This window comes from Billgrantia endophytica, assembly GCF_002879615.1.
Classification (GTDB): Bacteria; Pseudomonadota; Gammaproteobacteria; order Pseudomonadales; family Halomonadaceae; genus Halomonas; species Halomonas endophytica.
The window spans coordinates 59,096-84,751 of record NZ_PNRF01000013.1 but is presented as its reverse complement, the minus strand read 5'-3'; the positions used below and the strand labels follow the sequence as shown (position 1 = coordinate 84,751).

25 protein-coding genes and 3 tRNA genes are annotated in these 25,656 nt (G+C 59.2%); 12 read left to right on the top strand and 16 right to left on the bottom strand.

Annotated features, from left to right (window positions below):
* Nucleotides 1-78 precede the first annotated feature (78 nt).
* The 5 genes from C1H69_RS07065 to C1H69_RS07045 all read left to right on the top strand — a co-directional run bounded on the left by C1H69_RS07065 (nucleotide 79) and on the right by C1H69_RS07045 (nucleotide 2,241).
* A complete protein-coding gene (locus tag C1H69_RS07065) occupies nucleotides 79-1,329 on the top strand; it encodes an aspartate kinase (protein ID WP_102652701.1) in 1,251 nt (416 codons plus the stop codon).
* A gap of 205 nt (nucleotides 1,330-1,534) precedes the next feature.
* Nucleotides 1,535-1,735 carry a carbon storage regulator CsrA gene (gene csrA / locus C1H69_RS07060; protein WP_102652700.1) on the top strand — a complete coding sequence of 67 codons (201 nt, stop codon included), beginning with the start codon at nucleotides 1,535-1,537 and terminating at the stop codon, nucleotides 1,733-1,735.
* 102 nt (nucleotides 1,736-1,837) lie between these two features.
* Nucleotides 1,838-1,930 (top strand) — tRNA-Ser (locus tag C1H69_RS07055).
* A 34-nt stretch (nucleotides 1,931-1,964) separates the two neighbouring features.
* Nucleotides 1,965-2,041: transfer RNA gene (locus C1H69_RS07050), tRNA-Arg, on the top strand.
* A gap of 123 nt (nucleotides 2,042-2,164) precedes the next feature.
* Nucleotides 2,165-2,241: transfer RNA gene (locus C1H69_RS07045), tRNA-Arg, on the top strand.
* A gap of 248 nt (nucleotides 2,242-2,489) precedes the next feature.
* Here the strand turns inward: C1H69_RS07045 and C1H69_RS07040 are convergent.
* Nucleotides 2,490-3,473 (bottom strand): tRNA dihydrouridine synthase, encoded by a 984-nt coding sequence (locus C1H69_RS07040; RefSeq protein ID WP_102652699.1) that lies wholly within the window; start codon nucleotides 3,471-3,473, stop codon nucleotides 2,490-2,492.
* A gap of 182 nt (nucleotides 3,474-3,655) precedes the next feature.
* Here C1H69_RS07040 and C1H69_RS07035 point away from each other — a divergent pair, with 182 nt between their 5' ends.
* The 3 genes from C1H69_RS07035 (at nucleotide 3,656) to C1H69_RS07025 (ending at nucleotide 7,152) form a co-directional block, all read left to right on the top strand.
* Entirely contained in the window at nucleotides 3,656-3,901 is a 246-nt protein-coding gene (locus C1H69_RS07035; RefSeq protein ID WP_102652698.1) for an OadG family protein, read from the top strand.
* Nucleotides 3,902-3,972: 71 nt separating this feature from the next.
* On the top strand, nucleotides 3,973-5,817 hold the full coding sequence (gene oadA / locus C1H69_RS07030) for a sodium-extruding oxaloacetate decarboxylase subunit alpha (RefSeq protein ID WP_102652697.1): 1,845 nt from the start codon (nucleotides 3,973-3,975) through the stop codon (nucleotides 5,815-5,817).
* A gap of 12 nt (nucleotides 5,818-5,829) precedes the next feature.
* A complete protein-coding gene (locus tag C1H69_RS07025; protein WP_102652696.1) occupies nucleotides 5,830-7,152 on the top strand; it encodes a sodium ion-translocating decarboxylase subunit beta in 1,323 nt (440 codons plus the stop codon).
* A gap of 67 nt (nucleotides 7,153-7,219) precedes the next feature.
* Here C1H69_RS07025 and C1H69_RS07020 read toward each other — a convergent pair whose 3' ends face one another.
* The 3 genes from C1H69_RS07020 to C1H69_RS23180 all read right to left on the bottom strand — a co-directional run bounded on the left by C1H69_RS07020 (nucleotide 7,220) and on the right by C1H69_RS23180 (nucleotide 9,821).
* Nucleotides 7,220-7,561, bottom strand: coding sequence for a 2Fe-2S iron-sulfur cluster-binding protein (locus tag C1H69_RS07020; protein WP_102652695.1), 342 nt, complete (start codon nucleotides 7,559-7,561; stop codon nucleotides 7,220-7,222).
* Between the two features lie 290 nt (nucleotides 7,562-7,851).
* The gene (locus tag C1H69_RS07015) at nucleotides 7,852-9,339 is read right to left on the bottom strand and encodes a hypothetical protein (protein ID WP_102652694.1); all 1,488 of its coding nucleotides are present in this window, start codon (nucleotides 9,337-9,339) and stop codon (nucleotides 7,852-7,854) included.
* Nucleotides 9,340-9,569: 230 nt separating this feature from the next.
* Nucleotides 9,570-9,821 (bottom strand): chromate transporter, encoded by a 252-nt coding sequence (locus tag C1H69_RS23180; RefSeq protein WP_108724230.1) that lies wholly within the window; start codon nucleotides 9,819-9,821, stop codon nucleotides 9,570-9,572.
* Nucleotides 9,822-10,002: 181 nt separating this feature from the next.
* Between C1H69_RS23180 and C1H69_RS07005 the strand changes: the two genes are divergently transcribed.
* From C1H69_RS07005 to C1H69_RS06990, 4 genes are all read left to right on the top strand, one after another.
* Nucleotides 10,003-10,671, top strand: a complete 669-nt coding sequence (locus C1H69_RS07005; RefSeq protein WP_102652693.1) for a GntR family transcriptional regulator — start codon at nucleotides 10,003-10,005, stop codon at nucleotides 10,669-10,671.
* A 171-nt stretch (nucleotides 10,672-10,842) separates the two neighbouring features.
* Nucleotides 10,843-11,637 (top strand): creatininase family protein, encoded by a 795-nt coding sequence (locus tag C1H69_RS07000; protein WP_102652692.1) that lies wholly within the window; start codon nucleotides 10,843-10,845, stop codon nucleotides 11,635-11,637.
* A 121-nt stretch (nucleotides 11,638-11,758) separates the two neighbouring features.
* Complete coding sequence (locus C1H69_RS06995) at nucleotides 11,759-12,007, top strand: ferredoxin (protein ID WP_205738431.1); 249 nt, start codon at nucleotides 11,759-11,761, stop codon at nucleotides 12,005-12,007.
* Between the two features lie 201 nt (nucleotides 12,008-12,208).
* Nucleotides 12,209-12,871: a GntR family transcriptional regulator gene (locus C1H69_RS06990; RefSeq protein WP_102652690.1), complete on the top strand. Its 663-nt coding sequence runs from the start codon at nucleotides 12,209-12,211 to the stop codon at nucleotides 12,869-12,871.
* Nucleotides 12,872-12,896: 25 nt separating this feature from the next.
* Here C1H69_RS06990 and nadX read toward each other — a convergent pair whose 3' ends face one another.
* The 12 genes from nadX to C1H69_RS06930 form a co-directional block, all read right to left on the bottom strand.
* Nucleotides 12,897-13,700, bottom strand: a complete 804-nt coding sequence (nadX, locus tag C1H69_RS06985; protein ID WP_102652689.1) for an aspartate dehydrogenase — start codon at nucleotides 13,698-13,700, stop codon at nucleotides 12,897-12,899.
* A 95-nt stretch (nucleotides 13,701-13,795) separates the two neighbouring features.
* Complete coding sequence (locus C1H69_RS06980; RefSeq protein WP_102652688.1) at nucleotides 13,796-14,134, bottom strand: 2Fe-2S iron-sulfur cluster-binding protein; 339 nt, start codon at nucleotides 14,132-14,134, stop codon at nucleotides 13,796-13,798.
* 29 nt (nucleotides 14,135-14,163) lie between these two features.
* Nucleotides 14,164-15,180 (bottom strand): 2Fe-2S iron-sulfur cluster-binding protein, encoded by a 1,017-nt coding sequence (locus C1H69_RS06975; RefSeq protein ID WP_102652687.1) that lies wholly within the window; start codon nucleotides 15,178-15,180, stop codon nucleotides 14,164-14,166.
* Between the two features lie 266 nt (nucleotides 15,181-15,446).
* A complete protein-coding gene (locus C1H69_RS06970) occupies nucleotides 15,447-15,926 on the bottom strand; it encodes a GlcG/HbpS family heme-binding protein (protein WP_102652686.1) in 480 nt (159 codons plus the stop codon).
* Nucleotides 15,927-15,957: 31 nt separating this feature from the next.
* The gene (locus C1H69_RS06965; protein ID WP_240609855.1) at nucleotides 15,958-17,421 is read right to left on the bottom strand and encodes an aldehyde dehydrogenase family protein; all 1,464 of its coding nucleotides are present in this window, start codon (nucleotides 17,419-17,421) and stop codon (nucleotides 15,958-15,960) included.
* A gap of 110 nt (nucleotides 17,422-17,531) precedes the next feature.
* Entirely contained in the window at nucleotides 17,532-18,263 is a 732-nt protein-coding gene (locus tag C1H69_RS06960; RefSeq protein WP_102652685.1) for an iron-containing redox enzyme family protein, read from the bottom strand.
* Between the two features lie 527 nt (nucleotides 18,264-18,790).
* Nucleotides 18,791-20,398 (bottom strand): gamma-glutamyltransferase family protein, encoded by a 1,608-nt coding sequence (locus tag C1H69_RS06955; RefSeq protein WP_102652684.1) that lies wholly within the window; start codon nucleotides 20,396-20,398, stop codon nucleotides 18,791-18,793.
* Nucleotides 20,399-20,619: 221 nt separating this feature from the next.
* Entirely contained in the window at nucleotides 20,620-21,750 is a 1,131-nt protein-coding gene (locus C1H69_RS06950) for a PLP-dependent cysteine synthase family protein (protein WP_165789433.1), read from the bottom strand.
* Nucleotides 21,751-21,807: 57 nt separating this feature from the next.
* Nucleotides 21,808-23,322, bottom strand: coding sequence for a class I adenylate-forming enzyme family protein (locus C1H69_RS06945; protein ID WP_205738430.1), 1,515 nt, complete (start codon nucleotides 23,320-23,322; stop codon nucleotides 21,808-21,810).
* A complete protein-coding gene (locus C1H69_RS06940) occupies nucleotides 23,319-24,113 on the bottom strand; it encodes a VOC family protein (protein ID WP_102652682.1) in 795 nt (264 codons plus the stop codon). The genes C1H69_RS06945 and C1H69_RS06940 overlap by 4 nt, the downstream gene beginning before the upstream one ends.
* Nucleotides 24,114-24,116: 3 nt before the next feature.
* Nucleotides 24,117-24,545, bottom strand: a complete 429-nt coding sequence (locus C1H69_RS06935) for a PaaI family thioesterase (RefSeq protein ID WP_102652681.1) — start codon at nucleotides 24,543-24,545, stop codon at nucleotides 24,117-24,119.
* Between the two features lie 78 nt (nucleotides 24,546-24,623).
* Entirely contained in the window at nucleotides 24,624-25,640 is a 1,017-nt protein-coding gene (locus C1H69_RS06930) for a zinc-binding dehydrogenase (RefSeq protein ID WP_102652680.1), read from the bottom strand.
* Nucleotides 25,641-25,656 lie beyond the last annotated feature (16 nt).

Here is a 25,656-nt window from a genome sequence, read left to right as displayed (position 1 = left end):
CGCCGGCCTCCATCGGTTTCATTCACCCTTCACCCATCCGAGCGCTACGCACTCGAAAATAACGAGGGAAAACCGCATATGGCACTATACGTTCAGAAGTTCGGCGGCACCTCGGTGGGCTCCGTTGAGCGCATCAAGGCCGTGGCCGAGAAGGTCAAGGGCTTTCGCGACAACGGCCATCAGATCGTCGTCGTGGTCTCCGCCATGAGCGGCGAGACCAACCGCTTGATCGGCATGGCCAACGAGATCAATGACGAGCCGACGCCGCGCGAAATGGACATGCTGGTCTCCACCGGCGAGCAGGTCACGATCTCGCTGCTGGCCATGGCGCTGCACAAGCTGGGTGTGCCTGCCACCTCCTATACCGGTTCCCAGGTCGGTATCCTGACCGACAGCGCCCACACCAAGGCGCGTATCCAGCGCATCGAGACCGACGAGATGCGCGAAGACCTGGACGAAGGCAAGGTCGTGGTGGTCGCCGGCTTCCAGGGAGTCGACGAAGAGGGCAACATCACGACCCTGGGGCGTGGTGGCTCGGACACCACCGGCGTGGCGCTGGCTGCCGCGCTCAAGGCCGACGAGTGCCAGATCTATACCGACGTTGACGGTGTCTACACCACCGACCCCCGTGTCTGCTCCAAGGCCCAGCGGCTCGACACCATTACCGTCGAGGAAATGCTGGAACTGGCGAGCCTGGGCTCCAAGGTGTTGCAGATCCGCGCCGTCGAATTTGCCGGCAAGTACAATGTCGCGCTGCGTGTGCTGTCCAGCTTCGAGGATGGCCCCGGCACCCTGATCGTTGCAGACTCCGACCAAGACGAGGACTCCATGGAAGAACCGCTGATCTCCGGTATCGCTTTTACCGCCAACGAAGCCAAGCTCACGCTGCTCAATACGCCCGACGTGCCCGGTGTGGCCTCCCGTATCCTGGGGCCGATCGCCGATGCCAACATCGAAGTCGACATGATCGTGCAGAACGTGGCGCCGGCTGGCGACTACACCGATTTCACCTTCACCGTCGCCAAGGGCGATTACAAGAAGACCATGCGCATCCTGCAGGAACAGGTGCTGCCGGATCTGGGTGAGGGAGAGGTGAAGGGCGACGACAACATCGCCAAGGTCTCGCTGGTGGGTGTGGGCATGCGCTCTCACGCCGGAGTGGCGGCCAAGATGTTTCGTGTGCTTTCCGAAGAAAGCATCAATATCCGCATGGTTTCCACCTCGGAGATCAAGATCTCGGTGGTCATCGATGAAAAGCAGATGGAGCTGGCGGTTCGCTCCTTGCACAAGGCTTTCGGCCTGGACAAGAGCGATATCGAAAGCGAGTGACGCGAGAAGACTCCGTTACCATCGGTGCGTCTTTTGCTTGAAATAGGCGGTCCATATTGTCTTTTTCGTGGGCTTCCCTTCAACGCAGTCATGATGTCATGGTGCACTAGATTTGGTGCACGGCGGTGTCGTGTCACATAATACGCTGAGCGTCGCTTGGAGCGGCGTATATCCCGTTGCCAATCGTCTGAGAAGGAGATCAGTCATGCTCATTCTGACCCGCCGTGTCGGAGAAACCCTGATGATCGGTGATGACATCACCGTGACCGTCCTTGGCGTCAAGGGTAATCAGGTCCGCATCGGCGTCAATGCGCCCAAGGATGTTGCGGTACACCGCGAGGAAATCTATCAGCGCATTCAGCGCGAGAAGTCTGATGAAGAAGGGGGTGGTACCGCAGGTTCGTGAGGTACGCGTATTGGCCTCGCGATTCCGATACCGGGAAACAAATCCCTGAATACGCTGGACAAAGGGGCACGGGAACGATAGGATATGCGCCGTGTCGTTGAGGGAGAGGTGGCCGAGTGGCTGAAGGCGCTCCCCTGCTAAGGGAGTATGGGGTTTATAGCCCCATCGAGGGTTCGAATCCCTCCCTCTCCGCCATGCGACACATGGCAAGTCGAAACGTGAAGAGAATGCGCCCGTAGCTCAGCTGGATAGAGTACCTGACTACGAATCAGGTGGTCGGAGGTTCGAATCCTCCCGGGCGCGCCACCTGTATGGGTGCCAACGTCATTCACCAGGTTCATGTTTCAAGGCATCGTGTGACCCACGTGTGATGCAAGCTTGTTGAATGGATCAAGCAGCACATGATCCAAGTATAGGGTTCTGCTCTCAGCGCCCGTAGCTCAGCTGGATAGAGTACCTGACTACGAATCAGGTGGTCGGAGGTTCGAATCCTCCCGGGCGCGCCAGATTTCGACCCGCTCTCTACGGAGGGCGGGTCTTCCTGTTTGTGGTCTACGATCTCCTTCTTGGGGTACATGGCCCATGAGTTGTCTGCTAGCCGAGCCATCGGCGTGCTCTGCACGCCGATGCTGATCGGGCGATCGTTTGGGTGCCGTTGTTTGCGACGTGCACCTTTTTTTTGTTCTTTTCATGGCCAGTCGTCGCGTTGGGTGCGGTCTGGGAGAGCGTTCAGGCTACGCCTTGTCTGCTTTTTTCACTCGTTGAGTTTTCGGATAACGCTTGGTGCCTGGTGCGGGTAGCGATTCTCTGGCGTGGCCCGTAATCCTGCCAGCAGTGTGTCCAGGTCGGTGATGCGCTTGAGGCTTTCGAAGCGCTGCGCTGCTTCATGGTCGCGGCTGCGCATCTGGTTCAGCCATTGCTTCACCAGGGAAATCACGACTTTGGCTTGCAGTTTTTCGCGCTGCGCTGCAGCATAGGCGGTCAGTATCGACGCCCTGGCCTGCCACAGGGTTTCCGGTAGACGCTCGCCGGTATCGAGCCAGTGCCGAATTCGCATGGCCAGCCAAGGGTCGGCTAGTGCGCCACGGCCGATCATGACGTCCCGGCAACCGGAGAGGGATCTGGCCTTCCAGTAGTCTTCCAGGGTCCAGATGTCGCCGTTGGCGACGACGGGAATGGACACATGGCGGCGTATGCGGCTGATCCATTCCCAGTGCGCCGGCGGTCGGTAGCCTTCGTCACGGGTACGGGCGTGAACGACGAGCTGTGCGGCGCCACCGTCTTCGGCGGCCCTGGCGCAGGCCAGTGCCAGGCGGCGGTCGGCAAAGCCGAGCCGGATCTTGGCCGTGACGGGGATGGTGTCGCCGACGGCGCCGTGGACTGCGGCTACCGCGACATGTACCCGCCGCGGGTCCCGCAGCAGCGAGGCCCCGCCGTCATGGCGATTGACCAGCTTGGCCGGGCAGCCGAAGTTGAGATCGATACCGATGGCACCAAGCAGAAGCGCCTGGTGGGCATTGGTGGCAAGGGTGGCAGGATCGCTGCCGAGCAGCTGTAGCTGTACCGGCACTCCGGAGGGCGTGGTTACCGGTTGCCGGAGCAATTCAGGGCAGTGCTTGTAGTAGACTCGCGGCGGCAGTTGCGCATCGACGACGCGGACGAACTCCGTGACAGCCCAGTCGAAGCCAGGCTGCCGGGTCAGCAGGTCGCGGGTGACGTCATCGATCACGCCTTCCATGGGGGCGAGACCGATTCGACCCGAGATTCGATCTTCTTGTAGTAAATTAACAACGTTGGCTTCCACCATAGGGTGCTTGCAATCTATCCAGAGTGTGGCAGTTTAGACGACCGGATTTTTACGCTATTCGGCCTGATGCCGTCCGATCGCAGTCAAGTCGAGTAGATTACGGGAGAAACCGCATGCAGGATATGCAGCTGTTGCTGGACGGCCTGGTCCTTATGGGCCTCGGCATGGGGTTCGTATTTGTTTTTCTTACCGCTCTTGTGTTCGCCACGACCCTGATGTCGCGGGTGGTGTGCCGCCTGACGCCGACGCTCGCCGTGCAATCCGATGCCGCCTCCGTTTCTGACAATGCCGATGATGCCGAACGGATGGCCGTCATCAGCGCCGCCGTACATCGCTATCGCCGCCGCCATCGTCGCTGAACGGTGGCCATGGCGCGCGGCCGCCACTATTACGACATAACGACATTGCCATCTCCTACGGGGTCATCGTCATGAGTGAGACCAAACGCCCGCTGGGCATCACCGACGTCGTGCTGCGCGACGCCCATCAGTCGCTGTTCGCCACACGCCTGCGTCTGGACGACATGCTGCCGATCGCAGAAAAGCTCGATCGTGTCGGCTTCTGGTCACTGGAGTCCTGGGGCGGCGCCACCTTCGACGCCTGTATCCGCTATCTCGGCGAAGACCCGTGGGAGCGGATACGGGCGTTGAAGGAGGCCATGCCCAATACCCCGCAGCAGATGCTGCTGCGCGGCCAGAACCTGCTGGGCTACCGGCACTATGCCGACGACGTGGTGGACCGCTTCGTCGAGCGTGCCAGGACCAACGGTGTCGACGTGTTCCGTGTGTTCGATGCCATGAACGATCCACGCAATCTCGAACGGGCCATCAAGGCCGTGCGCGACGTGCAAGGCCATGCCCAGGGCACGATCTCCTATACCGTCAGCCCGGTCCATACCCTCGACAGCTGGGTGGAACTGGCCCGGACCATTGCCGACATGGGGGCCGACTCTCTGTGCATCAAGGACATGGCCGGCCTGTTGACGCCCTATGATGCCTTCGAACTGGTGACACGCCTGAAGAAGGCGCTGTCGATCCCCATCCACATGCAGTGCCACGCCACCACCGGCATGTCCACCGCCTCGATCCTCAAGGCCGTGGAGGCCGGTATCGACAACGTCGATACGGCGATTTCCTCCATGTCCATGACCTATGGCCATAGCCCCACGGAATCGGTGGTGGCCATCCTCCGGGGGACCGAGCGTGACACGGGGCTCGACCTGGCGCTGCTGGAGGACATTGCCGGCTACTTCCGCGAGGTGCGCAAGAAATATGCCGCCTTCGAGGGTTCGCTCAAGGGCATCGACTCGCGCATCCTGGTCGCCCAGGTGCCGGGCGGCATGTTGACCAACATGGAAGGCCAGCTCAAGGAGCAGGGGGCCGGCGACAAGCTCGACGACGTGCTGAGCGAGATTCCCCGGGTGCGCGAGGACCTGGGCTATATCCCGCTGGTCACCCCGACCTCGCAGATCGTCGGTACCCAGGCGGTCATGAACGTGATGATGGGCAGCCGCTATGCGTCAATCTCCAAGGAGGTCCAGGCGCTGCTCAAGGGCGAATACGGTGCCGCGCCGGCCCCCCTCGATCGTGAACTCCAGCAACGGGTCCTGGACGGCGGCGAGCCGATCACCTGTCGCCCCGCCGACCTGCTCGAGCCGGAAATGGACAGGCTGGCCGCCGAGCTCAGGAACAAGGCCCCGGCCGACGGTATTCGTCTGGCCGACGGCGAGCGCGAGATCGATGACGTCCTGACCTATGCCCTGTTCCCGCAGATCGGGCTCAAGTTCCTCAAGAATCGCGACGACCCGGATGCCTTCGAACCGGCTCCCCAGGCTCCGGGCGCCCAGGCAACCGCCAGCCAGCCGGTCGCTTCCCCACAGGGCGGGAGCGAAGCCAAGGTGCCGGCCGCTTTGCCCCAAGGCGGGCCCCCTGCCGGCCCCGAGACCTATACCGTCACGGTCAACGGCAAGGCCTACGTGGTGGAAGTGGCCGAAGGCGGCGAGATCGGCGAGGTGTCGGAGCAGAGCGGCGCAGCCTCGACCCCGGCGGCCCCGGCCAAGCCCAGCGGTGAGACCATCGCCGCGCCACTGGCGGGCAATATCTTCAAGGTCAACGTCAAGCCGGGCGATGCGGTCAAGGAGGGTGACGTGGTCATCATCCTCGAGGCCATGAAGATGGAAACCGAGGTGCGGGCGGCAAGCGCCGGCACCGTCTCCGAGGTCAAGGTCAGCGAAGGCGACAGCGTATCCGTCGGCGATGCGTTGATCGTGCTGTAAGGGCGGCTCCTCATGGACAAGCTACTGATCCTGTGGGAGGGCTCGGGCCTCTACAATCTGTCGCTGGGCCAGGCGGTCATGATCGTGGTGGGCCTGGTGCTTCTCTACCTGGCGATTCACAAGAAGTTCGAGCCGCTGCTGCTGCTGCCGATCGGTTTTGGCGGTGTGCTCGCCAATATTCCCGAGGCGGGACTGGCCATCTCGGCGCTGGGCCAGGCCATTGACGTGGCGCGCCCGGCGGTACTGCACCAGGTCGCCTCGGCGCTGGGGGCGACCCTGGACCCGCTGGCTGGCGAGGACGTGTGGCGTTCCACCCTGAAGGCTCTCATCGACAACGGTGCCTCGCCGGACCAGCTGCGTGCCGCTCACGACGTCGCGGTCAACGTGGGCTACGGTGACGGCCTGCTCTACACCTTCTATCAGGTGGCCGTGGCCTCGGGCATCGCTCCGTTGATCATCTTCATGGGGGTGGGGGCCATGACCGACTTCGGCCCGCTCCTGGCCAACCCCCGGACCCTGTTCCTGGGGGCGGCGGCCCAGTTCGGCATCTTTGCCACTCTATTCGGGGCAGTGGCGCTGACGAGCCTGGGCTGGATGGATTTCTCGCTCAGTCAGGCGGCCGCCATTGGCATCATCGGCGGCGCGGACGGTCCCACCTCGATCTACGTCTCCAGCGTGCTGGCCCCGGAACTGCTGGGGGCGATCGCCGTGGCGGCCTATGCCTACATGGCGCTGGTGCCGCTGATCCAGCCGCCGATCATGAAACTGCTGACCACGCGCAAGGAGCGCGAGATCAGCATGACGCAGTTGCGGCCAGTCTCCAAGCTCGAGAAGATCGTCTTCCCGCTGTTGCTGCTGATCCTGGTGGCACTGTTCCTTCCCGATGCGGTGCCGCTGCTGGGGATGTTCTGCTTCGGCAACCTGATGCGCGAGTGTGGCGTGGTGGAGCGCTTGTCCGACACCGCCCAGAACGCGTTGATCAACATCGTCACCATCGTGCTGGGCCTGGCGGTCGGTTCACGGCTGATGGCCGAGACCTTCCTTGCCGTCGAAACCCTGGGGATCATGGCGCTGGGCATCGTGGCCTTTGCCATTGGCACGGCCGCCGGGGTGATCATGGCCAAGATCATGAACCTGACGAGCAAGATGCCGATCAACCCGCTGATCGGTGCCGCGGGTGTCTCGGCGGTACCCATGGCGGCGCGCGTCGCCAACAAGGTGGGGCTGGAGTCCAATCCGCACAACTTCCTGCTGATGCACGCCATGGGGCCGAACGTGGCCGGTGTCATTGGCTCGGCGGTCGCGGCCGGGGTGATGATCAAGTACCTGGGCTGAGGTTCCTGCCTCGCGAAAAAGCCCATCAGGTGGACCTGATGGGCTTTTTGCCTTGGTCGATGCGCTTCTACGACGTAGTGACGGCGTCAGACTTACCCTGACTTGAGGACGCGCCGGAACTCTCTTGTGCCAGTTCCAGATCCTCTTCCACCCAGAGCTGGCAGGCGAGCCGGTAGCCCTGTTCGAGGCGCGAGCCCAGCATCTTCTTCTCCTTCCAGTTCGGCTCTGGCAGTGACTCACCCCCTTTCACGACCCGGCACATGCATTTGGCACACTTGCCCATGCCGCAGCCGTAGCTGAGGTGAGGGTAGGGGAACTGGCGAATACCGGCTCGCACTACCAGGTTGGTATTGGGCTGAACCTCGCCTTCGTAAACTTCACCATTCTTATGGATCTTGATCAGGGGCATAGTATTCACCTAGCTATTCGAAGCGGGTTTTCTCTTCCTTGGTCCGTTCTGCGTTTCGTCTGTATGCCATCTTCTGGTGGGCCAACAGACATTCGTTGCCATGATGGTATTTGGTATACCATGTTATACGTGAAGCGTTTCGTCAAGCCCTCCTGCCGCCTGCGTTTCATCCGGTTTTGTCGGGACAGTGGCCGCCGCGGTCACCGTGTAAAGAGCATCCCGGCGCCGTATGGCGCCGGGACAGTCGTCGTACCGCCAGTTGGTCAGTGCTCGCCGACCCCGAATCCAGGCTATATCATCAGGATGATGGCCAGGCCACATGCCACCACGATGCCCGAGATCACCGGCACGAAATTGCGACGAACCAGGGCGGCTGGGCTGACACCGGCGATACCGGCGTCAGCCGCCACGCCGAAGGCCCATGCCGCCAAGGTGCCGCCGCCAGCGAAGATCGCTGCCACCTGACCCAGTGCGGCCAGTACGTGGACATCGACTCCAGCGCCTGTGCCTAGCGCGCCCGACAGCGATCCCACCAGCGGCAGGCCGGAGAAGCCGGAGCCGTCCATCCCCGTCAGCAGACCGATGAAGGCCATGCCGAAGGTCAGCAGGAACACATTGCCATCGATGTAACGACCGATATTGTTACCGATGTCGAAGAGGTAACCGGCCGAGCCGCTGCCTATGACCTGGGCCGAATGTTCCGGATGACCCAGGAAGAAGAAGCCGGCAATGGGGATGATAGGCGCGAAGATCTTGATGGCGAAGAAGAAGCCTTCCCGGGTATAGCTGCTGATGCCGTCGAGGGCATGATGACCGTGCGCGGCGAACGACGAGAGCACCAGCAGCACGGTGGCCGTCCCGCCCAGCAGGGCCGTGGCGCCGCCACCTTGAATCGCCTGGTCGGGCACGAACAGGGCCCGGTAGATCATCAGGACGGCGACACCAATCAGGATCACCGGCACGGCCACGGCAAAGAAGCGTGCATAGGGGCCGGGCGCAGGCTCAGGCTCAGGCGTTTTCGAAATGGTGTCGGCTTCGACCGCGGCGGCACCCACTGATTGGGGCGTGAATACCTCGTCGGTCTGTGGCGCCTGTAGTACGCCAGAGCGCATGTCGCGGCGAAGGTTGAGGCAGGCGATGGTAATGGCCACGACACCCACCGTGATCGAGAACAGCAGGGTATAGGGCAACAGGGCGCTGGTCTCGATGCCCGCGGCGCTGGCGGTAAGGCGGCTGGCGCCCTGGATCACCGGGTCGGCAGACAGCGCCATGCCGTGGCCGAAGAGGTTGACTGCCATGGCAGCACCGATCGCCGGCAGGCCAACCTGCATGGCCACCGGGATCAGCACGGTACCGACCAGGGCAACGGCCGGTGTCGGCCAGAAGAAAGCCGCTGCAATGTACATGGTGACACCGAGGACAAAGAAGGCGGTCCAGGGACCAATCATCAGCTTCTTCATCGGTGCCACCATGAGCCGGTCAGCGCCCTGGCTCTGTAACGACTTCAGCATGGCCACCATCAGCGCAATGACCAGCATGATATCGAAGAGCTCGATACCGGCATTCAGCAGGGCTCGAAAAACGACTTGAACGGCAAAGATGAGCTGGTTGAGCGCACCATCATGAGGCGCCTCGGCCAGCAGGCCCAGCATGAAGATACCGGCTATGGAAGGGATGATCACTCCCTTGCGAAAGCCGATGGAGACGAAAATCGCCAGAATGACCAGCAGGAACACCCAGTGCGATGCCGTTAGTTGTACCTGTTCCAATTGTTCCATGTTCCACCTTCTATTGTGTTGTCAGGCTTGGGAGCGATGGTCGGTGTCATCTCGGATCATGACGGCCATCAGTCGTTGTTCTTGTAAGCTGCGCTGTCGCGGTATTGGTCCGTCATGCCTGGCATGAAGGCTACCGTCTCGTTATGCGGGTTCGAGGCTCATCGCAGTTTGTCTTGCAACATGGCTGTTTCCTCCTTTGTCGGCTTCTTCGAAGCCGGTTGTCATATCGTCTAGCCCAGCATGACGCCGCCATAGGACAGAGCGCCCAGCACAACGAATGCGGGGTGTGTGAAGCGCAACGAGGCAATGGCGGCGGTCCCGATGCAGCCAGCAGGCCGCCAATGCGCTAGCCGATGTAGCCAACCATGGCGTTTGACCACTTCCTGGTGTACCAAAGGAGTCATGGAGGGGCCTCCTGCGAAGCCCAGCAGGCCGGTTCGCAGGAAGGAGACAACGATCTTTCCCTGCTGCGATGTGCTCATGACGTAATGGCTCCTTGGTTGCCGTCGGGATGAAACGATTTCGTAAACAATGACATAGCTGGCTCAGGTAATATTTTTTTCTAGAAATAATCGATTATTTGACTTAGAGTATGATGTAGGGGAGAGAGACGTCAAGGCATCGGTATACCAAATTCCAAAAAATCTCAGTGGGAAGCACGCCATGACAAAGAACGCCAATCAGCAAGGAGCGACGGCATCCAGCAGGATCTTCGAGGTGCTTCGTCAGGACCTGCTCAACGGCCGGTTTGGTGCAGGTGAAAGATTATCGATCAGCGCGCTCAAGGATACCTATCAGGTGGGGTTGAGCCCGCTTCGTGAAGCGCTCAACCGGCTGGCAGCCTATGGGCTGCTGCGCCAGGAAAACCAGCGCGGCTTTCGGGTACTGGAATTGTCGCGGGGAGAGCTCGACGACATCACCGAGATGCGGCGCCAGATGGAAGGCATGGCAATCGAACGCGCCATCGAGCACGGCGATGACGAGTGGGAATCCCAGCTGCTAGCCGCCAACCACCGGCTGTCGCTCACCGACGAGAGCACTTCGGTGAATCAATGGGAGTTTTTGCATTCCCGCTTCCATAACGCCTTGGTAGAGCCTTGTGGCTCGGTATGGCTATTGCGCTTCATCGGTCAGCTGCATGACCAGTTCGATCGATATCGGCGTGTCGCGCCCGGTTCGCCCGAGCTGAGAGGAAGGCTGGATGCGCAGCACAAGGAGCTGGTGGATCTGGTCTTGGCCAGGGATCGCAAAGGCGCCAGGGAGCTGATCGAAGATCACATCACGCTTTCCAGTCAGGTGGCGCAGCTGTCGCTGACCCCTTGTTCAGGATAGGGCAGAGGCTTTACAGGGGGCTGCATTTCCGCTAGTTTTTGGCATATGGTATACCATGATTCGATAATGGCGCCTCCAGTGCTACCCTGATGACCTGACGATACGAAGGTCTTGCCTCGACGGATTGGCTTTGGTTCTTGGCGTGAGCAAGGCCCGAAAGGAGAAAGCGGGATGAACAGTTATGTGCTGACCGAGATGACCTGGCCAGAGGTCGAGGATGCATTGAAAACCGCCAGGATGGCCATCATTCCAGTGGGAGCCCATGAGCAGCACGGGCCACACATGAACGAAAGCTGTGATGCGGTGCTGGCTACCGAAATGGCCAAGCGTCTCGCCACCGCTCTCTACCCCGAGGTCGTCGTGGCGCCTACCGTCAATATGGGTATTTCACCGCACCACATGAATTTCCCCGGCACCATCAGCCTGCGCCCGGAGACATTGCTGGCCCTATTGAGGGACATGGTGACGTCCCTGAAACAGCATGGCCTCACCAAGGTTCTGTTCCTTAACGGGCACGGCGGTAATCAGTCCACCTTGAGCATCGCCTGTGCCACCTTTACCCAGGAACTGGGAGTGGAGTGCTACTACGCCAAGACGACGGCGGCAGCCAAGGTGGCGATGAAGAAGCACATTCACTCGATGCTCTATGGCCACAGCTGTGAACGGGAAGTGTCGGAGGCCTATTACCTGGCGCCCCATCTGGTCAGACCCGAGCGACTGGAGAAGGGCGATATCGTGGAGGGAGGTCGCTGGGAGGGGTTGCGTCCTGGCAACCCGCTGCAGGGTTTCTACCGGTATGAGGAGATGACCCGGAACGGCTGCATCGGGGACGCCACCCAGGCCAGCTACGAAATAGGCAGGGCCATCGTGGAGGAGGCGCTGGAAGGCCTTGCCACGGCGGTTCGGCAGGTTCTCGATGGGGCGCCCGACGTGGCGGTTCCGGCGGAAAATGCCTCGTTGACATAGGGGGGCTTTCGCACCCCTGCCTTTACCACACAATGACTAGAAATGACTGGAGGGCATTGCAATGTATATCATCCTGACAAGCAAGATTGACGAATATGATGCCAGGCCCGAAGAGGGCATCATGCCGATCGAGTCGTATGAATATTATTTTTACGACAAGAAGAAGGCCGACTTTACCATTGCGGAAGTGGTGGCGGATGGCAAGCGGGTAAGTATCGTCGAGTGCGACGAGAACGGGCAGACCAATAGCGTGCCGATCAAGTTCTTCGAAAAATTCGAAACGGTGGAAGAGGCTCGAAAAGAGCTGAAGCAACTGGTGACTTTCGGCACGATCGATACGCGTCTCGAGAGAGTTTCCGCCCCCCTGTAGTCGTTGACGACATTGACTGCACGGCCGGCCTCCCGGTGTATGGACCCCATCGGCCCTGCCAGATGGGGTTTCATTTTTTTACCGTCCTTGACGGGGCTCAGGGCGTGATGTCAAACGACCTGGCGCCTCGTATGCCGGAATGACACTCTGTGATAATATAGTGCCCCTCTTTTACCTGTTTGCCGCATGAAGGTGTCCCTGATGGCAGAGCCCTGGACGCAGGAAGAACTCTCCCCGATTAGAGATAAAGTATACGCCTACTTGAAAGACGCGATTCTGCGCGGAGAGTACAAGGCGGGTGATCGCCTGGTCGAGCGCGTACTGGCCGATAGACTCAATATCAGCCGTACGCCTATTCGTGAGGCATTGTTCCGGCTGGAAACCCAGCGTTTTGTCCGTACGGTGCCACGCAAGGGGGTGGTGGTCAACGAGATAACCCAGGCGGAGATCCTCGAGGTCTTCATGATCCTGGCATCGCTGGAGTCGTTGGCCGCCCGCCTTGCCGCACAGAAGGTCGACGACAGGATCGCCGCCGAAATCGATCGACTCATGGCCGAGATGGACGAGGCGCTGGAGAACGGCAACGGTGAGGATGCGGTAGAGCTGAATGTGAGGTACAACGAGCTGATAGGGCGGGCTTCCGGCAATCCCAAGCTTCATGAGATGCTCGTCGACCTGAAGGATTACGTGCGGGCCTTTTCAAACCTCAGCAGTAGCCTGCCGGGGCGCACGAAAGAGGCACTGAGAGAACACCAGGACATACTGTCGGCTGTGAAGAGTGGAGAAGCCGACCTGGCCGAGAACTTTACCCGCATCCATCTGGAGAAATCCCGGAAAGCCTACGTCAGCAGGGCAGAGGCCTGACCTGCCGAGCGAGCTGACCGGTTCGTCAACCTATGACGAGCGGGCTGGTGAGGTTCTTCAGTGACTGGCTGACGCTCATCGCCACGATGTGGCCAGTCTTTGGGTTGTTGGGAGATGGCGTGTTCCGGACGTCGATCCGAACCTCGCCGAACAGGCCCTCGGCGGCGACTTCATGCACGTTCTTCTCGATCGTGGGATCGACCAGGACTCGTACCCGTGTCGACTCGAAACCGACGCCAGCCAGGCTCAGGGCGGCCGAGACGTTGACGCTTTCGGGAAACACACGGGAGGATTCGCGCGCATTACCTTCGAAGATCAGTGTGGGCTGACTGACCGTCTCGAGATCGACGACCTCCTCGGCAAAGGTCCCTCGCCAGGCCTTCACGGGCTTCCTGGTCGTCAGTGTCACGCTGGCGAGTGGTCCCTGTGCGGCTGCCGCAATACGGTCGAGGCCGGCTATGGCCGCAGACGGTATGAGTACACGCCTGCCATGGGCCCTGGCGGTAGCGGTCACCCGGTCCAGCAGCCCCTGGTCGCAGAAGGCGCCTACCGAGACGACCATGAAGTCGCTGCCATGCTCCAGCGCCTTTTGTGCATAGAGCCGAACCGCGTCGTGGCCTGCCGTTTCGACGACCACATCGTGCTGTCTGGCGAAGAACTGCGCCGCACTGTCGGTGAGCTGGCATCCTTCAATATCAAGGCCGTCCAGCTTGCCTGCGTTCCTGACCAGAATGCTGGTCAGCTCGCTGTCGCCGGCCCGGCCGGCCAGGATGGCGTCCGCGACATCCCTGCCGGCCGTGCCATAGCCTATGAGTCCAACGCGTATCATATGACCTCGCAAGATTGCTGAATCGCCAGCGGGCATGGAAAATTTCGCCGCGCGTCATCCGTTGTTTCCGCTACTGCCCGAAGGCATCCCGGGGCTTATGCCTCTGTCTTCGGCCGTACCTGCCGGGCTGCCGAGGGTTTGCCGGTCTTGCCCTCTTCCCAGGAGACCTTGACGCTGCCCGAGAGGAAGGTCTGGCAGGCCAGACGGTAGCCCTGCTCGATCTCATCCGGTTTCAGCAGCTTCTCTTCCTTCTTCTTCACGGCATCGGTGTTCTCGATGCCTTCCTCGATACGGCACTTGCAGGTGCCGCAGAGGCCACCACCACACTTGAAGGGGATTCCGCCTTTTTCACGCAGCGAGACACGCAGCAGATTGGAATCCTCCGGGGCGGAAATGGTCTTGTTGTCATTGGTGATGAAGGTGATATCTAACATGGCGACAACCTCTCTATGGCCGCTGGGTTTCAAGCCACGCTGTCGTTGAGCTCATGGGTGAAGTTGAAGCTGTCGGAATAGATTCTTTCGATGCACAACCCTCTTTCGGAGAAGCTTTTTTTCGCCGCGGCAATCATCGGTGGCGGACCGCAGAGATAGGCATCGAATTCGTTCAGCTCCGGATGATCCTGGCACACGGCCTCGTGGACGTAACCGCGCCTTCCCCCCCACTCCTGATCCGCCTCCGACAGGACGGGGACATAGCTGAAGTTGGGCAGGGTCCTGGCCCAGTGAACGAGCAGTTCGTCGAGATAGAGATCCTCGGCCTTGCGGACACCCCAGTAGAGCTTGATGTGTGGCGCATGCGGCTCATCCTTCAGCGATTCGATGATGCTCTTGACCGGCGCCAGGCCAGTGCCGCCGGCTACCATCAGCAGGCTGCGCGCGCTTTCGGCATCATGCTTGAAGGCGCCCAGGGGCAGCTCCACGTCCAGGGTGTCGCCAGGCTGGTAATGAGTATCGAGGCGCTCGGTGAAGTAGCCGCCCGGCACCCGGCGGATATGGAAGTCGAAGGTATCGCTGCGCGGCGGAGACGCCATCGAGAAACTGCGGGGCGTGCCGTCATCCAGCATGATGTTGAGATACTGCCCCGGCAGGAACCTCACCTCGCTGGCGGTGGGAATGCTCAGCACCAGGTGGGTCACGTCGTGGCTCAGTTTCTCCAGGCTCACGATCGTGGCTTCATGATAATCGGGCGGAATATAGCCGGCTGGAAACACCTCTGCGCTGATGGTCAGGTCGCTCTGGGCAATTGCCTGGCACGCCAGGGCGTAGCCTTGTTGCTGCTCCTCTTCGGAGAGCCCCATCGGCATCTCCTCGTAGGCGACCTGGCCCTCCAGCAACTTGATTCGGCAGGTGCCACAGCCGCCGAAGCGGCAATCGTGAACGAGAGGAAAACCCGCCCGTTCGGCCGCCTCGAGAAGCGGCTCGCCAGGCTGGACCTCGAAGGAGTCAGAGGTATCGGTGAGGGTGATTCGGTATGTCATGGCAACCTCCTGAGGCAAACCCGTGTCATTGGCATGGCTTTGTTCTTATGGGCGGGTGTCGCACCTGACTAGGCTCTGTACGAAGAGTGCCTGCGCTTGCCCATACGGCGTTAAACATCGGCTCAAAATACTCATTTACACCGTGTAAACTCCGTCCTTTCGCCGATTTTTGCCTTGTCTGGCCTACGCTCGACGACTTTTCGCACAAGGCCCAGTCGTTGTCATGCGCCGGCAAGGGCAGGCCGCCTTGCCGACGGACTCGGGTATTACTTCTTGATGTCGGCTTCGACCATCACTTCGTGGCCGGCGGCGCTCAGGTGTTCCTGCAGGGCCTGGAGCGCGGCAAGGCCGGCCTTGGTGTCCTGCTCGCCGTTGCCGCCGCTGAGGCCGACGCCACCGACGACTTCGCCGTCGACCACGATCGGAAAGCCACCAACGAACACGGCGAACTTGCCCTCGAAGCTCCACTGGATCCCGAACGCCTCGTTGCCAGGCAGCGCCGGGCCGTTGGGAGCGGTGTTGAACAAGTGCGTGGAGCGCTTGTGGCCGGCAGCCGTGAACGCTTTGTTCCAGGCGATCTGCGGGCCGGTGATGCGAGCGCCGTCCATGCGCTCCAGCGCCAGCGGATAGCCGCCGTCATCAACGATGCAGATGCTCTCGAGGACATTGATCTCCTCGGATTTCTGCTTGGCCGCTTCGACCATCAACTTGGCTTCCTCGAGTTCGAGACGAAAGATCTTCTTCATGGGATCACCTTTTTTGTCGTATGTGCCGGGATCAACGTCCCACGTAAACCGTCTTGGTCTGGGTAAAGAAGTCGAGGCCAGCGCGACCGGATTCGCGGAAGGTCGAGGTGCTGGACTGCTTCAAGCCACCGAAGGGCGCGTTGATCAGATTGCCCGTCGTGGTCCGGTTGACCTTGACGGTGCCGGCCTGAATATCGAGGGGGAAACGCTGGATATAGTCGATGTTCTGGGTCACCAGGGCGGCAGACAGCCCATACGGCGTGTCGTTGGCCTTGACGATGGCATCGTCGTAACCGTCGATCTCGATGACGGCCACTACGGGCCCAAAGATCTCTTCCTGGGCGATGCGCATCTCCTGGGTCACATCGCTGAAGATGGCCGGCGAGACGTAGAAGCCCTTGTCATAGGCACCGCCGCTCAGGCGCTCGCCACCATGGACATGGGTTGCTTCCCGCTTGCCGGTCTCGATGTAGCCGAGCACGGTATCGAGCTGCTGACGGGTCGCCAGGGGGCCGATCTGCGTGCCTTTGTCCAGGCCGTTGCCAACCTGCAGTTCCTTCATTCGCTCTACCAGGCGGCTCAGGTACTCGGCCTTGATGGAGCGAGCGACCAGCACGCGGCTGGTCCCGGTGCAGGCCTGGCCTGTCAGTGCGAAGCCGCCCTTGATGGTCAGGTCGACGGCGGTATCGATATCGGCATCATCGAGGATGATGAGCGGGTTCTTGCCGCCGAGCTCCATCTGGGTACGTGTCGCCAGCGATACGGAGCGATGAATCTTCTCCCCGGCGGCCGTCGAGCCGGTGAAGGAGACGGCGCGCACCGCGGGCGTGCCGGTGATCTCCTGGCCGATGGCCGAGGCGCTGCCAGTCATGAAGTTGAAGACGCCCTCGGGAATACCGGCGTGGTGCAGGGCTTCCGCCAGGCGATGGGCGATCAGCGGTGCATCCGATGACGGCTTGAACACCACGGTGTTGCCGGTGATCAAGGCAGGCGCGATCTTTCTCGCCGGGATCGAGATAGGGAAGTTCCAGGGCGTGATGATGGTTGCCACACCGAGCGGCTCGCGCTGGGTGTAGACCATCATCCTGGCATCGTCCTGAGGAAAGGTTTCCCCGGTGATGGTCTGGCCTTCGACCGCATAGAAGCGCAGGGTCTGGGCCGAGCGGGCAATCTCGTCACGGCTGTTGGCCAGCAGCTTGCCTTCTTCACGCGTCAGTTCCTGGGCGAACTGCTCGATATGCTCGACCAGGTAATCCGCGGCCTGGTTAAGGATCTTCGCACGCCTGGAGATCGGCGTGTCCCGCCACGCCGGGAATGCCTTCTCGGCAGCGGCGATGGCCTGCTGGGCATCTTCCGCGGAAGATGCCTGGAAATGGCCCAGGAGATCGTCCTGGTCCGCCGGGTTGCGGTTCTCGAAGGTCGACCCCGAGCCACACGGCTGCCACTTCCCATCGATGTAATTGAGGAACTCAGTTACGTTTTCCAAGAAGCTCACCTCGTTTGGTCATTGGAGCTTTCTGTCGTGCGGCTGACACTGCTGGCCATGGCTGGCCAGCAGGTGTCCTGGCGGCAGTGTCCTGACGAATGGAGCCCCGTCGGGGTGCATCAGGCTGCCAGTTCGAGCTCGGAAAGGGGAAGGTCGCCCGCAACGTAGTCGTGATAGAGCGCGGTGGTGTAGAGCAGGCGCATCTGGGCACCGATCTCGCAGATCTTCAGGCAGCGCTGCTGGAGCTCGGGGGTGTCGGCATGCTCCAGCACGATCTGGTAGCCGCGTTCGCCGTGAATCTCGTCGGAGACGATGTGCAGATCGAAGAACTCGACCTCCTCATCGGTGAAGCCATACTTCTCGCGCAGGGTCGGAGTCTGCTTGCGATAGATGGAGGGCACCTGGGACTCCAGGCCGACGACCAGGCCTGCCACGGCGACGACCGGATGCTCGCGCATGGCCACGGCATAGCACCAGCTCTGCAGGCCGCGAGTTGTGGGTGACATGTTGTCCGGGTCTTCGACCCGCTCGGCGGTAGTGCCGCAGGCTTCGGCGAAGCGGATCAACAGGTCGGTGTGCCGGTCCCCGCCAAGCTCTTCCTCGTACATGTTCTGCAGCAGGAAATCCTTGGCTTCGGTATAGGTGTCCGGGGTGTTGGCATAGATGTAGGCCAGGTAATCGGCAAACGGGCCGACGTAGTGATAGTGGTTCTCGGCCCACTTGGCCAGATGGGCACGAGTCAGCTTGCCGCTGGCCCAAGCCACGCTGAAGGGAGCCTTGTTGGCGCTCTTGCCTTTGATGGCTTCTTCGAGGGCGCTGCGGAATTCGTCGCGATTCATCAACTCTGCCATGGGAAAGTCTCCTTGGTTGCCTGGTGCTGAAGGACTGACAGGCAACGGTCTGTTTTGTCTTGTCTGCCAAAGGGAATCGGGTGAGACAGGGCAATTTGTCTTATGGGATGCCTTCTGTCTCAAATGGCTCTTGGTATACCAAAAGCCATGTGACAAGCGTAATTTCCTCCCTCGGAGCCTGTCAAGCGTTTTTGTGACCTGAGTCAAGTTTTGCGGCGTGCGTAGCCAGAAACGGGACTTGAGCAGCAGGACGAGACGGTAATGGAGGCGCTCCAAGGGGGAGGAAAAGGCGGTAATGTTGGTGTTGGAAGGGGGATACCGAGCCGTCTTGGAGGGGAGCCGGTTACGAGGCGGATGCTGGGGCTCATGCAATGTCAGCAATTGACGTTGTGGCAGTACGTCCAGAATGAGAAAAAACGAATGTATTGATCATGGTATACCGCCTTGTCGTTTTTCTCTTTTCTGGTGGTCCCGGCATCAACAGGGGTGAGGCGCCCGGAGAGAGTGGGCGCCAGGCCGGATAACGGTTACCAGGGCAGCACGGCGCTATCGGTGCGGGGCTCGGTGCCGCCGCAGAATACGCCGCTTTCGGCATCACGCAGGATGATCTGGCCACGACCGAAGCTCAGCGAGTCGACACACTTGACGACATGGTGGCCACGACGTGCCAGCGCCTGAGCGAGATGATCCGGGAAGTGCGGCTCGACTTCGATGGTTCTACCCTTGACCCACTGCCAGCGCGGCATGTCCAGCGCCGCCTGAGGATTCAGACGATCCGCCAGCATGGCGGTGATCACCTGCACATGACCCTGGGGTTGCATGAAGCCGCCCATCACGCCGAACGGGCCGATGGCCTGGTCGTCCCTGGTAATGAAGCCGGGGATGATGGTGTGATAGGTGCGCTTGCCCGGCGCCAGGGCGTTGGCATGTTCGGGGTCGAGCGAGAATGACAACCCTCGGTTTTGCAGGCTGATACCGGTGCCCGGAATCACGATGCCCGAACCGAAGCCATGGAAGTTGCTCTGGATGAACGACACCATGTTGCCGTCGCCATCGGCTGTGGCCAGGTAGACGGTGCCTCCCATGACGGGGTTGCCATGTACCGGATCGCATGCGCGCTCGCCGATCAGGCCGGCACGCTTGGTAAGGTAGCCGTCGGCCAGCATCTGCTCGACGCTGGGGTCCATCTGGCTGCGCTCGGTAATGTAGTGGGTGCCGTCGACATAGGCCAGCTTGGTGGCCTCGATGCGCCGGTGCAGGGTCTCGACAGGATCACGCCCTTCCTCTCCCAGTCGTTCGAGCATGCCCAGCGCCTGCAGGGCGATCATGCCGCTGCCGTTGGGGGGTATCTCCCAGATATCGTGATTCTTGTAGCGCACGCCGATCGGCTGGACCCACTCGGGCTGGAAGGATGCCAGGTCCTCCTTGCGCAGCAGGCCGCCGTGCTTGCGGAAGAAAGCGTCGATCTCATCGGCCAGCTCTCCCTCATAGAAGGCGCGGGCCCTGGTTTCGGCAATCGCGCGCAGGGTGCCGGCGTGGTTGGGAGACGACCACAGCTCGCCCGGCCGAGGGGCGCGCCCTTGGGGGGCGAAGGTTTCGAACCAGGGCGCAAAGACGGTGTCGTCATGGACGCCGTAGCCATGAAAGGCCTCTGCCCACATCTGATGGACGGTAGGCGATACCGGAAAGCCCTGTTCCGCCAGGGTGATTGCGGGGGCCAGCAACTCGGCGAAGGGCAGCTTGCCGAAGCGTTCCGACAGGCTGGCCCAGGCCGCCGGAGCGCCGGGGACGGTCACCGGCAGCAGGCCGTGCTTGGGCATGCGTTCGTGGCCGAGCGCCTTGACGGCCTCGATGGTAGCAGCTTGTGGCGCCGGGCCGCTGGCGTTGAGACCGTGCAATTTGCCGTCTACCCAGACGATGGCGAAGGCATCGCCGCCGATGCCGTTGGAGGTCGGCTCGACCACGGTCAGCGCCGCGGCGGTTGCGATCGCCGCATCCACGGCATTGCCCCCCTGCTGCAGGATGGCCAGGCCTACCTGGGCAGCCAACGGCTGGGATGTGGCCACCATGCCGCGACTGCCGAAGCTGGCCATGCGACGCGAGGGAGCGGGATAGTAGAGGGCTTCTATGTTCATAAATATTCCTACGGTTCGTTGAGATGGCAAGCTTCGGTGGTGGTCCTACGGTGGCGAGCAGCGCGATGGTTCGACAAAATCCGCATATTATACTTATATATACCGTTATACCAGAACACAAAAGAGGCGCGACTTTAACTATCCAGGGAGTGCCAGTGCTGAATGTCATCAGAAACTTGGCTGATGTAACCTTTGTCTTGTTTTTTCAAAGCTTACCTAGGTCATGTCTTCATGTTGCAAATGAACTCTCCGGTGTCAAGGAAGTAGTCCAGCATTTTCTTATAAGGAGCAATGTCGATATTGTTTTCTTCAAGCCAGACTGGATTGTAATAAGTTGAGCTGTAACGGTCACCGCTATCGCAAATAAGAGAGACTAGAGAGCCTCGTTGACCTTTTTTCAGCATGGTTGCCGCTAGCCAGCAGACACCAAAAAAATTGGTGCCGGTAGAGCCGCCGACACGTCTGCATAAGCGCTCCGATAATACATGCATCGCGGCAATGGAAGCGGCATCTGATATCTTTATCATATGATCAATGACACTGGGAATGAAAGAGGGCTCCACCCTGGGCCGACCTACCCCTTCGATACGAGAAGGGGTTACACATGTTGCTTGCATGTTTCCAGTTAAGTAGGCATTGTAAAAGGCGGAATGTTCAACGTCAACAACACATAATCGAGTATCGAAATTACGGTATCGGATATAGCGCCCCAGTGTGGCGGAAGTCCCCCCCGTACCAGCACTCATTACGACCCACTCAGGGGTTGGTTGAGCTTCCTGCCGCATCTGGTTAAAAATGCTTTCTGCTATGTTGTTGTTGCCGCGCCAATCGGTGGCTCTTTCCGCGTAGGTAAATTGATCAAGGTAATGACCACCGACTTCCCTAGCGACTTGACTAGCTGCTTCGTATACTTCTGAAGGGTTGGAGACGAAGTGGCAAGTTCCGCCAAAGTTTTCTATGGCATCAATTTTTTTTCTGCTTGTGGATAAAGGCATCACCGCGATAAAGGGGAGGTGAAGTAAATGAGCAAAATATGCCTCGCTGACAGCGGTAGAGCCTGATGATGCCTCTACCAAAGTGGTTCCTTTTTTAATTTTTCCATTACATATTCCGTAAAGAAACAGCGAGCGAGCAAGGCGGTGTTTTAAGCTTCCCGTTGGGTGGGTTGATTCATCCTTAAGATAAATATCAATACCCTTAAGCCCGGGAAATACAGGTTTTATGAGGTGAGTGTCGGCAGATCGTAGTCCGTCTCCCTGTAAGATGGACAGTGCACGTTTTTCCCAGTCTTTATCTTCAATATTCGGTAGCTTTAGTGAAGCGAAGCTAGGTGACATATATCCTTTTGGCATACTGATTTGCTCGTTCAGGTTGATGAGGTCGCGGCGATGAGCTCCACAGCCGACGCTTCAGTTCTGCAAGCGTCGCCTGGCTTCATCGATGAGTGCACGACGATCAATTTTATTCGTGGCTGCCAGAGGTAAGGACTCGACGGTCCATATGCGCCGGGGATGGCGGTAAGCTGGTGCATGCTCGAGCGTAAAGTTTTTTAGCTCCTCCTCTCCGGTTTCGGCGCCGTGACTAGGCACAACAAAGGCCACTGGCTTGTATCCTTTGACGTCATCCTCTATAGGGACAACGCAGGCCTGCTGAACTTTATCGTGTCGCTCCAGCAACCGCTCGATTTCACCAGGCCAGACATTTTCTCCACCGCAGTTGAACATATCGTCATGGCGGCCGACAAAAAAATAGAAGCCCTCTGCATTACGGTAGAAAACGTCCCCAGTGATATAGTATCCATCCTCCGTAAAGATTGCAGAGGACTTGGATCTACTATGGTAACCCAACATGAGGCCTGGGCTCTTCAGTTCAAGTACGCCTTGATCGCTAAGCTCTCCCTTCTCATTGCGTAACCGAATATTCACTGCCGGATGTGCCACGCCCAGCGATAAAGGGGGAGTAGCCTGCTCATTGGGCGGTTGGGTAAATACCACCGGGCTACCTTCCGTCGTGCCATAGGCATTAATTACTCGTGCATTGGGGAGTAGCTCATGTATTTGCTCCAACAGCTGGGCGCTGACGGGTGCTGAGCCCATGCGAACGACCCGCACCGAAGAGAGATCGGATTTGGCCAGGATGTCACCCGTATTCATCAACATGGCGACCATCGGCGGAACGGCCGTGAGCCATGTGGCTCGGTATCGTTGAATAGCATCAATGTAGAGAGCCGCTTCGAAACGTGGCAATAAGATAGTCGTCGATTGCGAGGAAAGACTAAGAAATACCAAGGCTAACGCATTCATATGGTAAAGCGGGGCCGCGATTACGGCGCGCTCATTGGCGAGTGACCCTTCGGTCTGGCGTACCTTCGCCACCCATAATTGACTGGCATGCGAAAGCAGCACGCCTTTCGGGCGCCCGGTTGAGCCAGAGGTGTACAGCATCAAGGCGGGATCGTGCTTTCCGGGAAGGTAGGGGAGATAGCGTTCAGCGCTGATGAAGCCTGAAAGGCCTTCATCGCCGTCCAAGGCCACCGCCGTTACCGCTGGAGGAAGGCAAGAGGCGCATTCTAGGTCATGGAAGATGAGTCGTGCCCCACAGTCCTCAATCACGTAGGCAATCATCTCGGCAGGAAAGCGATAATTGACCGGGACGACCACCACCCCGGCACGCATGCCACCCAACAGCACAGCAACCTGGGCGATCGAGTTCGCGGCAAGCAAGGCGATCCGATCGCCGGGTTGGTACCCACGGTCGATCAGGCCGGCAGCGACCCCGTCGGCCAGGTGATCCAGCTCAGGATAGCTAATTCTCGTTTCGCGACGTTCGGAATCCAACCCGATCAAGGCGGGCTGATCCCCTGGTTCGCCCATACCACTCGCTGAAGAGGAAAGTATATATCCGAGATTCGTCTTTTCTTTCACGATAAAATCTCCAGAAGAGTGGCTTGCTGGGGCAGTGCGATCACTAGTCGGTGACCGTCCTTATCCATCCAGTGAGGCAACCCTTGACTCGACGCCCTGTCACGAAGAGTGCTAGGGCTTGCCGTGCGTAGCGTAATAGCAGCGAAATGTTCACGGCGGTCACCGGCATATATTGCTAACGAACCGAAGCGTTCGTGAAAGGTAGAGGCGTCGATGATGTCTATTTGAAATGATTCATCGAAATCGCCTAGCTTGGCGTAACGGGCGCGAGTAGACGACGGAGACTCGCTGACAATCGTGAGTCCGACGATCGCTTCTACCCCGTTGGCATGATCCATCCACGCGCTGCGCCATACCAGCTCCGGTGTAACGTGGTGGCAGAAATAGACTCGACCCGCGGCGAAGCTATTTGGTGCAAGGCGAACCGTGGCGAAGCTGGCCATCCGCTCACCCTCTTCGAGGTCAACCAACCGTGAAAATCTCTGGACTGGTTGAACATCGAAACCTTTCTCAAGCAGGGTGTTACGTGTTTTCTCAGGATCGTCACTCGCCATGACCAACCCATCTATTCCGATGGGACTGTCGAGTATTTCCTGACGGAGTCGCTCCCCTCCCACCGGCAATCCGACCAGTTCTAGATAGCTTTGGGGAAAAACTATTACATGGTTAATCGAACCAAGTGAATGATAACCACGAGGGGATAACGTAAATCCAAGCGCTTGAAAAATATCGAAGACTGCATCAGTGTCAAACTTCGTATTAATCACGAGGTGGTCAAGGACACCTGACATTTTTCAGTCCCTCTCGCTGGGCATGGCGTAGACTCCGCGGCCGCTGGCGACCAATTGACTATCGCTATCGAGCACTTGCGCTTCGGCCACTGAGGTTTTACGACCAAACTTGATGACCTTGCCGTAGCAACGCAAGTTACCTTTCGCTGGTCGGTGATAATCAACTCGCATGTCAATGGTCGGCACCCCGCGTCTAGTCTTCGATACTAGTGCCCAGTCGGCGGTCAGGTCTATCAACGTCGCCAGGATCCCTCCGTGTGTGTAACCCCCGGCAATGTTGACTACCCATTCTTCACGCCAAGTAGCGCTCAGTTCGATGGTACCCTCCCCGACTTGGGCGACTTCTATCCCCAGCCACTGGTGAAACGGGCCTTTAAGTAACAGTGCCTGCACCTCTTGTGCCGTCAAAATGGTAGATTCGGTTATATCCATGCTGGCTCCTTAACTAACCAGGTAGGCACGACGAAGCAATATCGTCGCCAATGAAGGTGGGCTGAAGAAGTATTAAAACTAGGGAGTTACGACGACTTTTCCCAATACTTCGCGATCTCGGATCAGAGCGAGACCAGCGGCCGCATGCTCAAGGGGTAAGATTCGATCAATTACGGGATCGATTTTCTTGTCCGCGACCAACTGCAGTAGCGCCTCTAAATTTTCCTTATAAAAACTGTTTGAACCCTTTATTTCTAGTTCGAAACTCCAGACATAACGCAGATCCTCTTTAGGGTCATGACCTGCCGTGGCGCCACAGACAAGCAACTTGCCGCCCCGCTTAAGACATTTGAGAGAGGGCACCCAAGTCTCACCACCGGTGAAATTAATCACCACATCGACACCGCCTTCGTAGGTACGTCGCTGAGGTTTGCCATACTCGGCAATGGCCCACTTGGAGAAATCGGTGGTGCGATAATTGACAGTGTGATCTGCACCGAGAGATTTAAGCCGCTCACCCTTGCTATCACTACCGACACAGGCAATGACTTCGGCGCCCAGCAACTTGGCCAGTACTACACAGGCGGTACCTACCCCACCACTGGCCCCTAGAATCATGACCCGGTCACCGGTCTTTATCGTATCGTGGGTTATGAGCATACGATGTGCGGTACCATAGGCAACCGGTAGCGAAGCCGCTTGCTCGAAACTGACCTGATCTGGCAACCGTATCAGTTGATTCACATCAACCCGGGCGTATTCGGCCATTCCTCCGTTAACCATTTCGCCCATCAATCCCACATTGGGCTTAAGCGGGTTCACCAATACGCGGTCTCCAGTTTTCCACCCCTCAATGTCTGGACCGATCTCTGTGATGGTCCCGGCAATATCCAGTCCGATAATCACTGGCAAGGGTACTTTGATACCCGGCATGCCCTTTACCGTGAAAACATCATGGTAATTATAAGAGGAGGCTCCGACTCGGATGACCACATGGCCCTTGTCAGCAATGGGCAACGCATAGTCATCCACTACCTGAAGCTGATCAAGGTTTCCATGTTCACTTAACACTAAGGCTCGCATTTGACTTATCATAAATTTCTCCTTGTTG

Bases quoted from the DNA above. Each gene is read 5' to 3' on its own strand.
- C1H69_RS07065 (WP_102652701.1), top strand. From the start codon at position 79: ATGGCACTATACGTTCAGAAGTTCGGCGGCACCTCGGTGGGCTCCGTT.
- csrA (WP_102652700.1), top strand. From the start codon at position 1,535: ATGCTCATTCTGACCCGCCGTGTCGGAGAAACCCTGATGATCGGTGAT.
- C1H69_RS07040 (WP_102652699.1), bottom strand. From the start codon at position 3,473: ATGGAAGGCGTGATCGATGACGTCACCCGCGACCTGCTGACCCGGCAG.
- C1H69_RS07035 (WP_102652698.1), top strand. From the start codon at position 3,656: ATGCAGGATATGCAGCTGTTGCTGGACGGCCTGGTCCTTATGGGCCTC.
- oadA (WP_102652697.1), top strand. From the start codon at position 3,973: ATGAGTGAGACCAAACGCCCGCTGGGCATCACCGACGTCGTGCTGCGC.
- C1H69_RS07025 (WP_102652696.1), top strand. From the start codon at position 5,830: ATGGACAAGCTACTGATCCTGTGGGAGGGCTCGGGCCTCTACAATCTG.
- C1H69_RS07020 (WP_102652695.1), bottom strand. From the start codon at position 7,561: ATGCCCCTGATCAAGATCCATAAGAATGGTGAAGTTTACGAAGGCGAG.
- C1H69_RS07015 (WP_102652694.1), bottom strand. From the start codon at position 9,339: ATGGAACAATTGGAACAGGTACAACTAACGGCATCGCACTGGGTGTTC.
- C1H69_RS23180 (WP_108724230.1), bottom strand. From the start codon at position 9,821: ATGAGCACATCGCAGCAGGGAAAGATCGTTGTCTCCTTCCTGCGAACC.
- C1H69_RS07005 (WP_102652693.1), top strand. From the start codon at position 10,003: ATGACAAAGAACGCCAATCAGCAAGGAGCGACGGCATCCAGCAGGATC.
- C1H69_RS07000 (WP_102652692.1), top strand. From the start codon at position 10,843: ATGAACAGTTATGTGCTGACCGAGATGACCTGGCCAGAGGTCGAGGAT.
- C1H69_RS06995 (WP_205738431.1), top strand. From the start codon at position 11,759: ATGCCGATCGAGTCGTATGAATATTATTTTTACGACAAGAAGAAGGCC.
- C1H69_RS06990 (WP_102652690.1), top strand. From the start codon at position 12,209: ATGGCAGAGCCCTGGACGCAGGAAGAACTCTCCCCGATTAGAGATAAA.
- nadX (WP_102652689.1), bottom strand. From the start codon at position 13,700: ATGATACGCGTTGGACTCATAGGCTATGGCACGGCCGGCAGGGATGTC.
- C1H69_RS06980 (WP_102652688.1), bottom strand. From the start codon at position 14,134: ATGTTAGATATCACCTTCATCACCAATGACAACAAGACCATTTCCGCC.
- C1H69_RS06975 (WP_102652687.1), bottom strand. From the start codon at position 15,180: ATGACATACCGAATCACCCTCACCGATACCTCTGACTCCTTCGAGGTC.
- C1H69_RS06970 (WP_102652686.1), bottom strand. From the start codon at position 15,926: ATGAAGAAGATCTTTCGTCTCGAACTCGAGGAAGCCAAGTTGATGGTC.
- C1H69_RS06960 (WP_102652685.1), bottom strand. From the start codon at position 18,263: ATGGCAGAGTTGATGAATCGCGACGAATTCCGCAGCGCCCTCGAAGAA.
- C1H69_RS06955 (WP_102652684.1), bottom strand. From the start codon at position 20,398: ATGAACATAGAAGCCCTCTACTATCCCGCTCCCTCGCGTCGCATGGCC.
- C1H69_RS06950 (WP_165789433.1), bottom strand. From the start codon at position 21,750: ATGCCAAAAGGATATATGTCACCTAGCTTCGCTTCACTAAAGCTACCG.
- C1H69_RS06940 (WP_102652682.1), bottom strand. From the start codon at position 24,113: ATGTCAGGTGTCCTTGACCACCTCGTGATTAATACGAAGTTTGACACT.
- C1H69_RS06935 (WP_102652681.1), bottom strand. From the start codon at position 24,545: ATGGATATAACCGAATCTACCATTTTGACGGCACAAGAGGTGCAGGCA.
- C1H69_RS06930 (WP_102652680.1), bottom strand. From the start codon at position 25,640: ATGATAAGTCAAATGCGAGCCTTAGTGTTAAGTGAACATGGAAACCTT.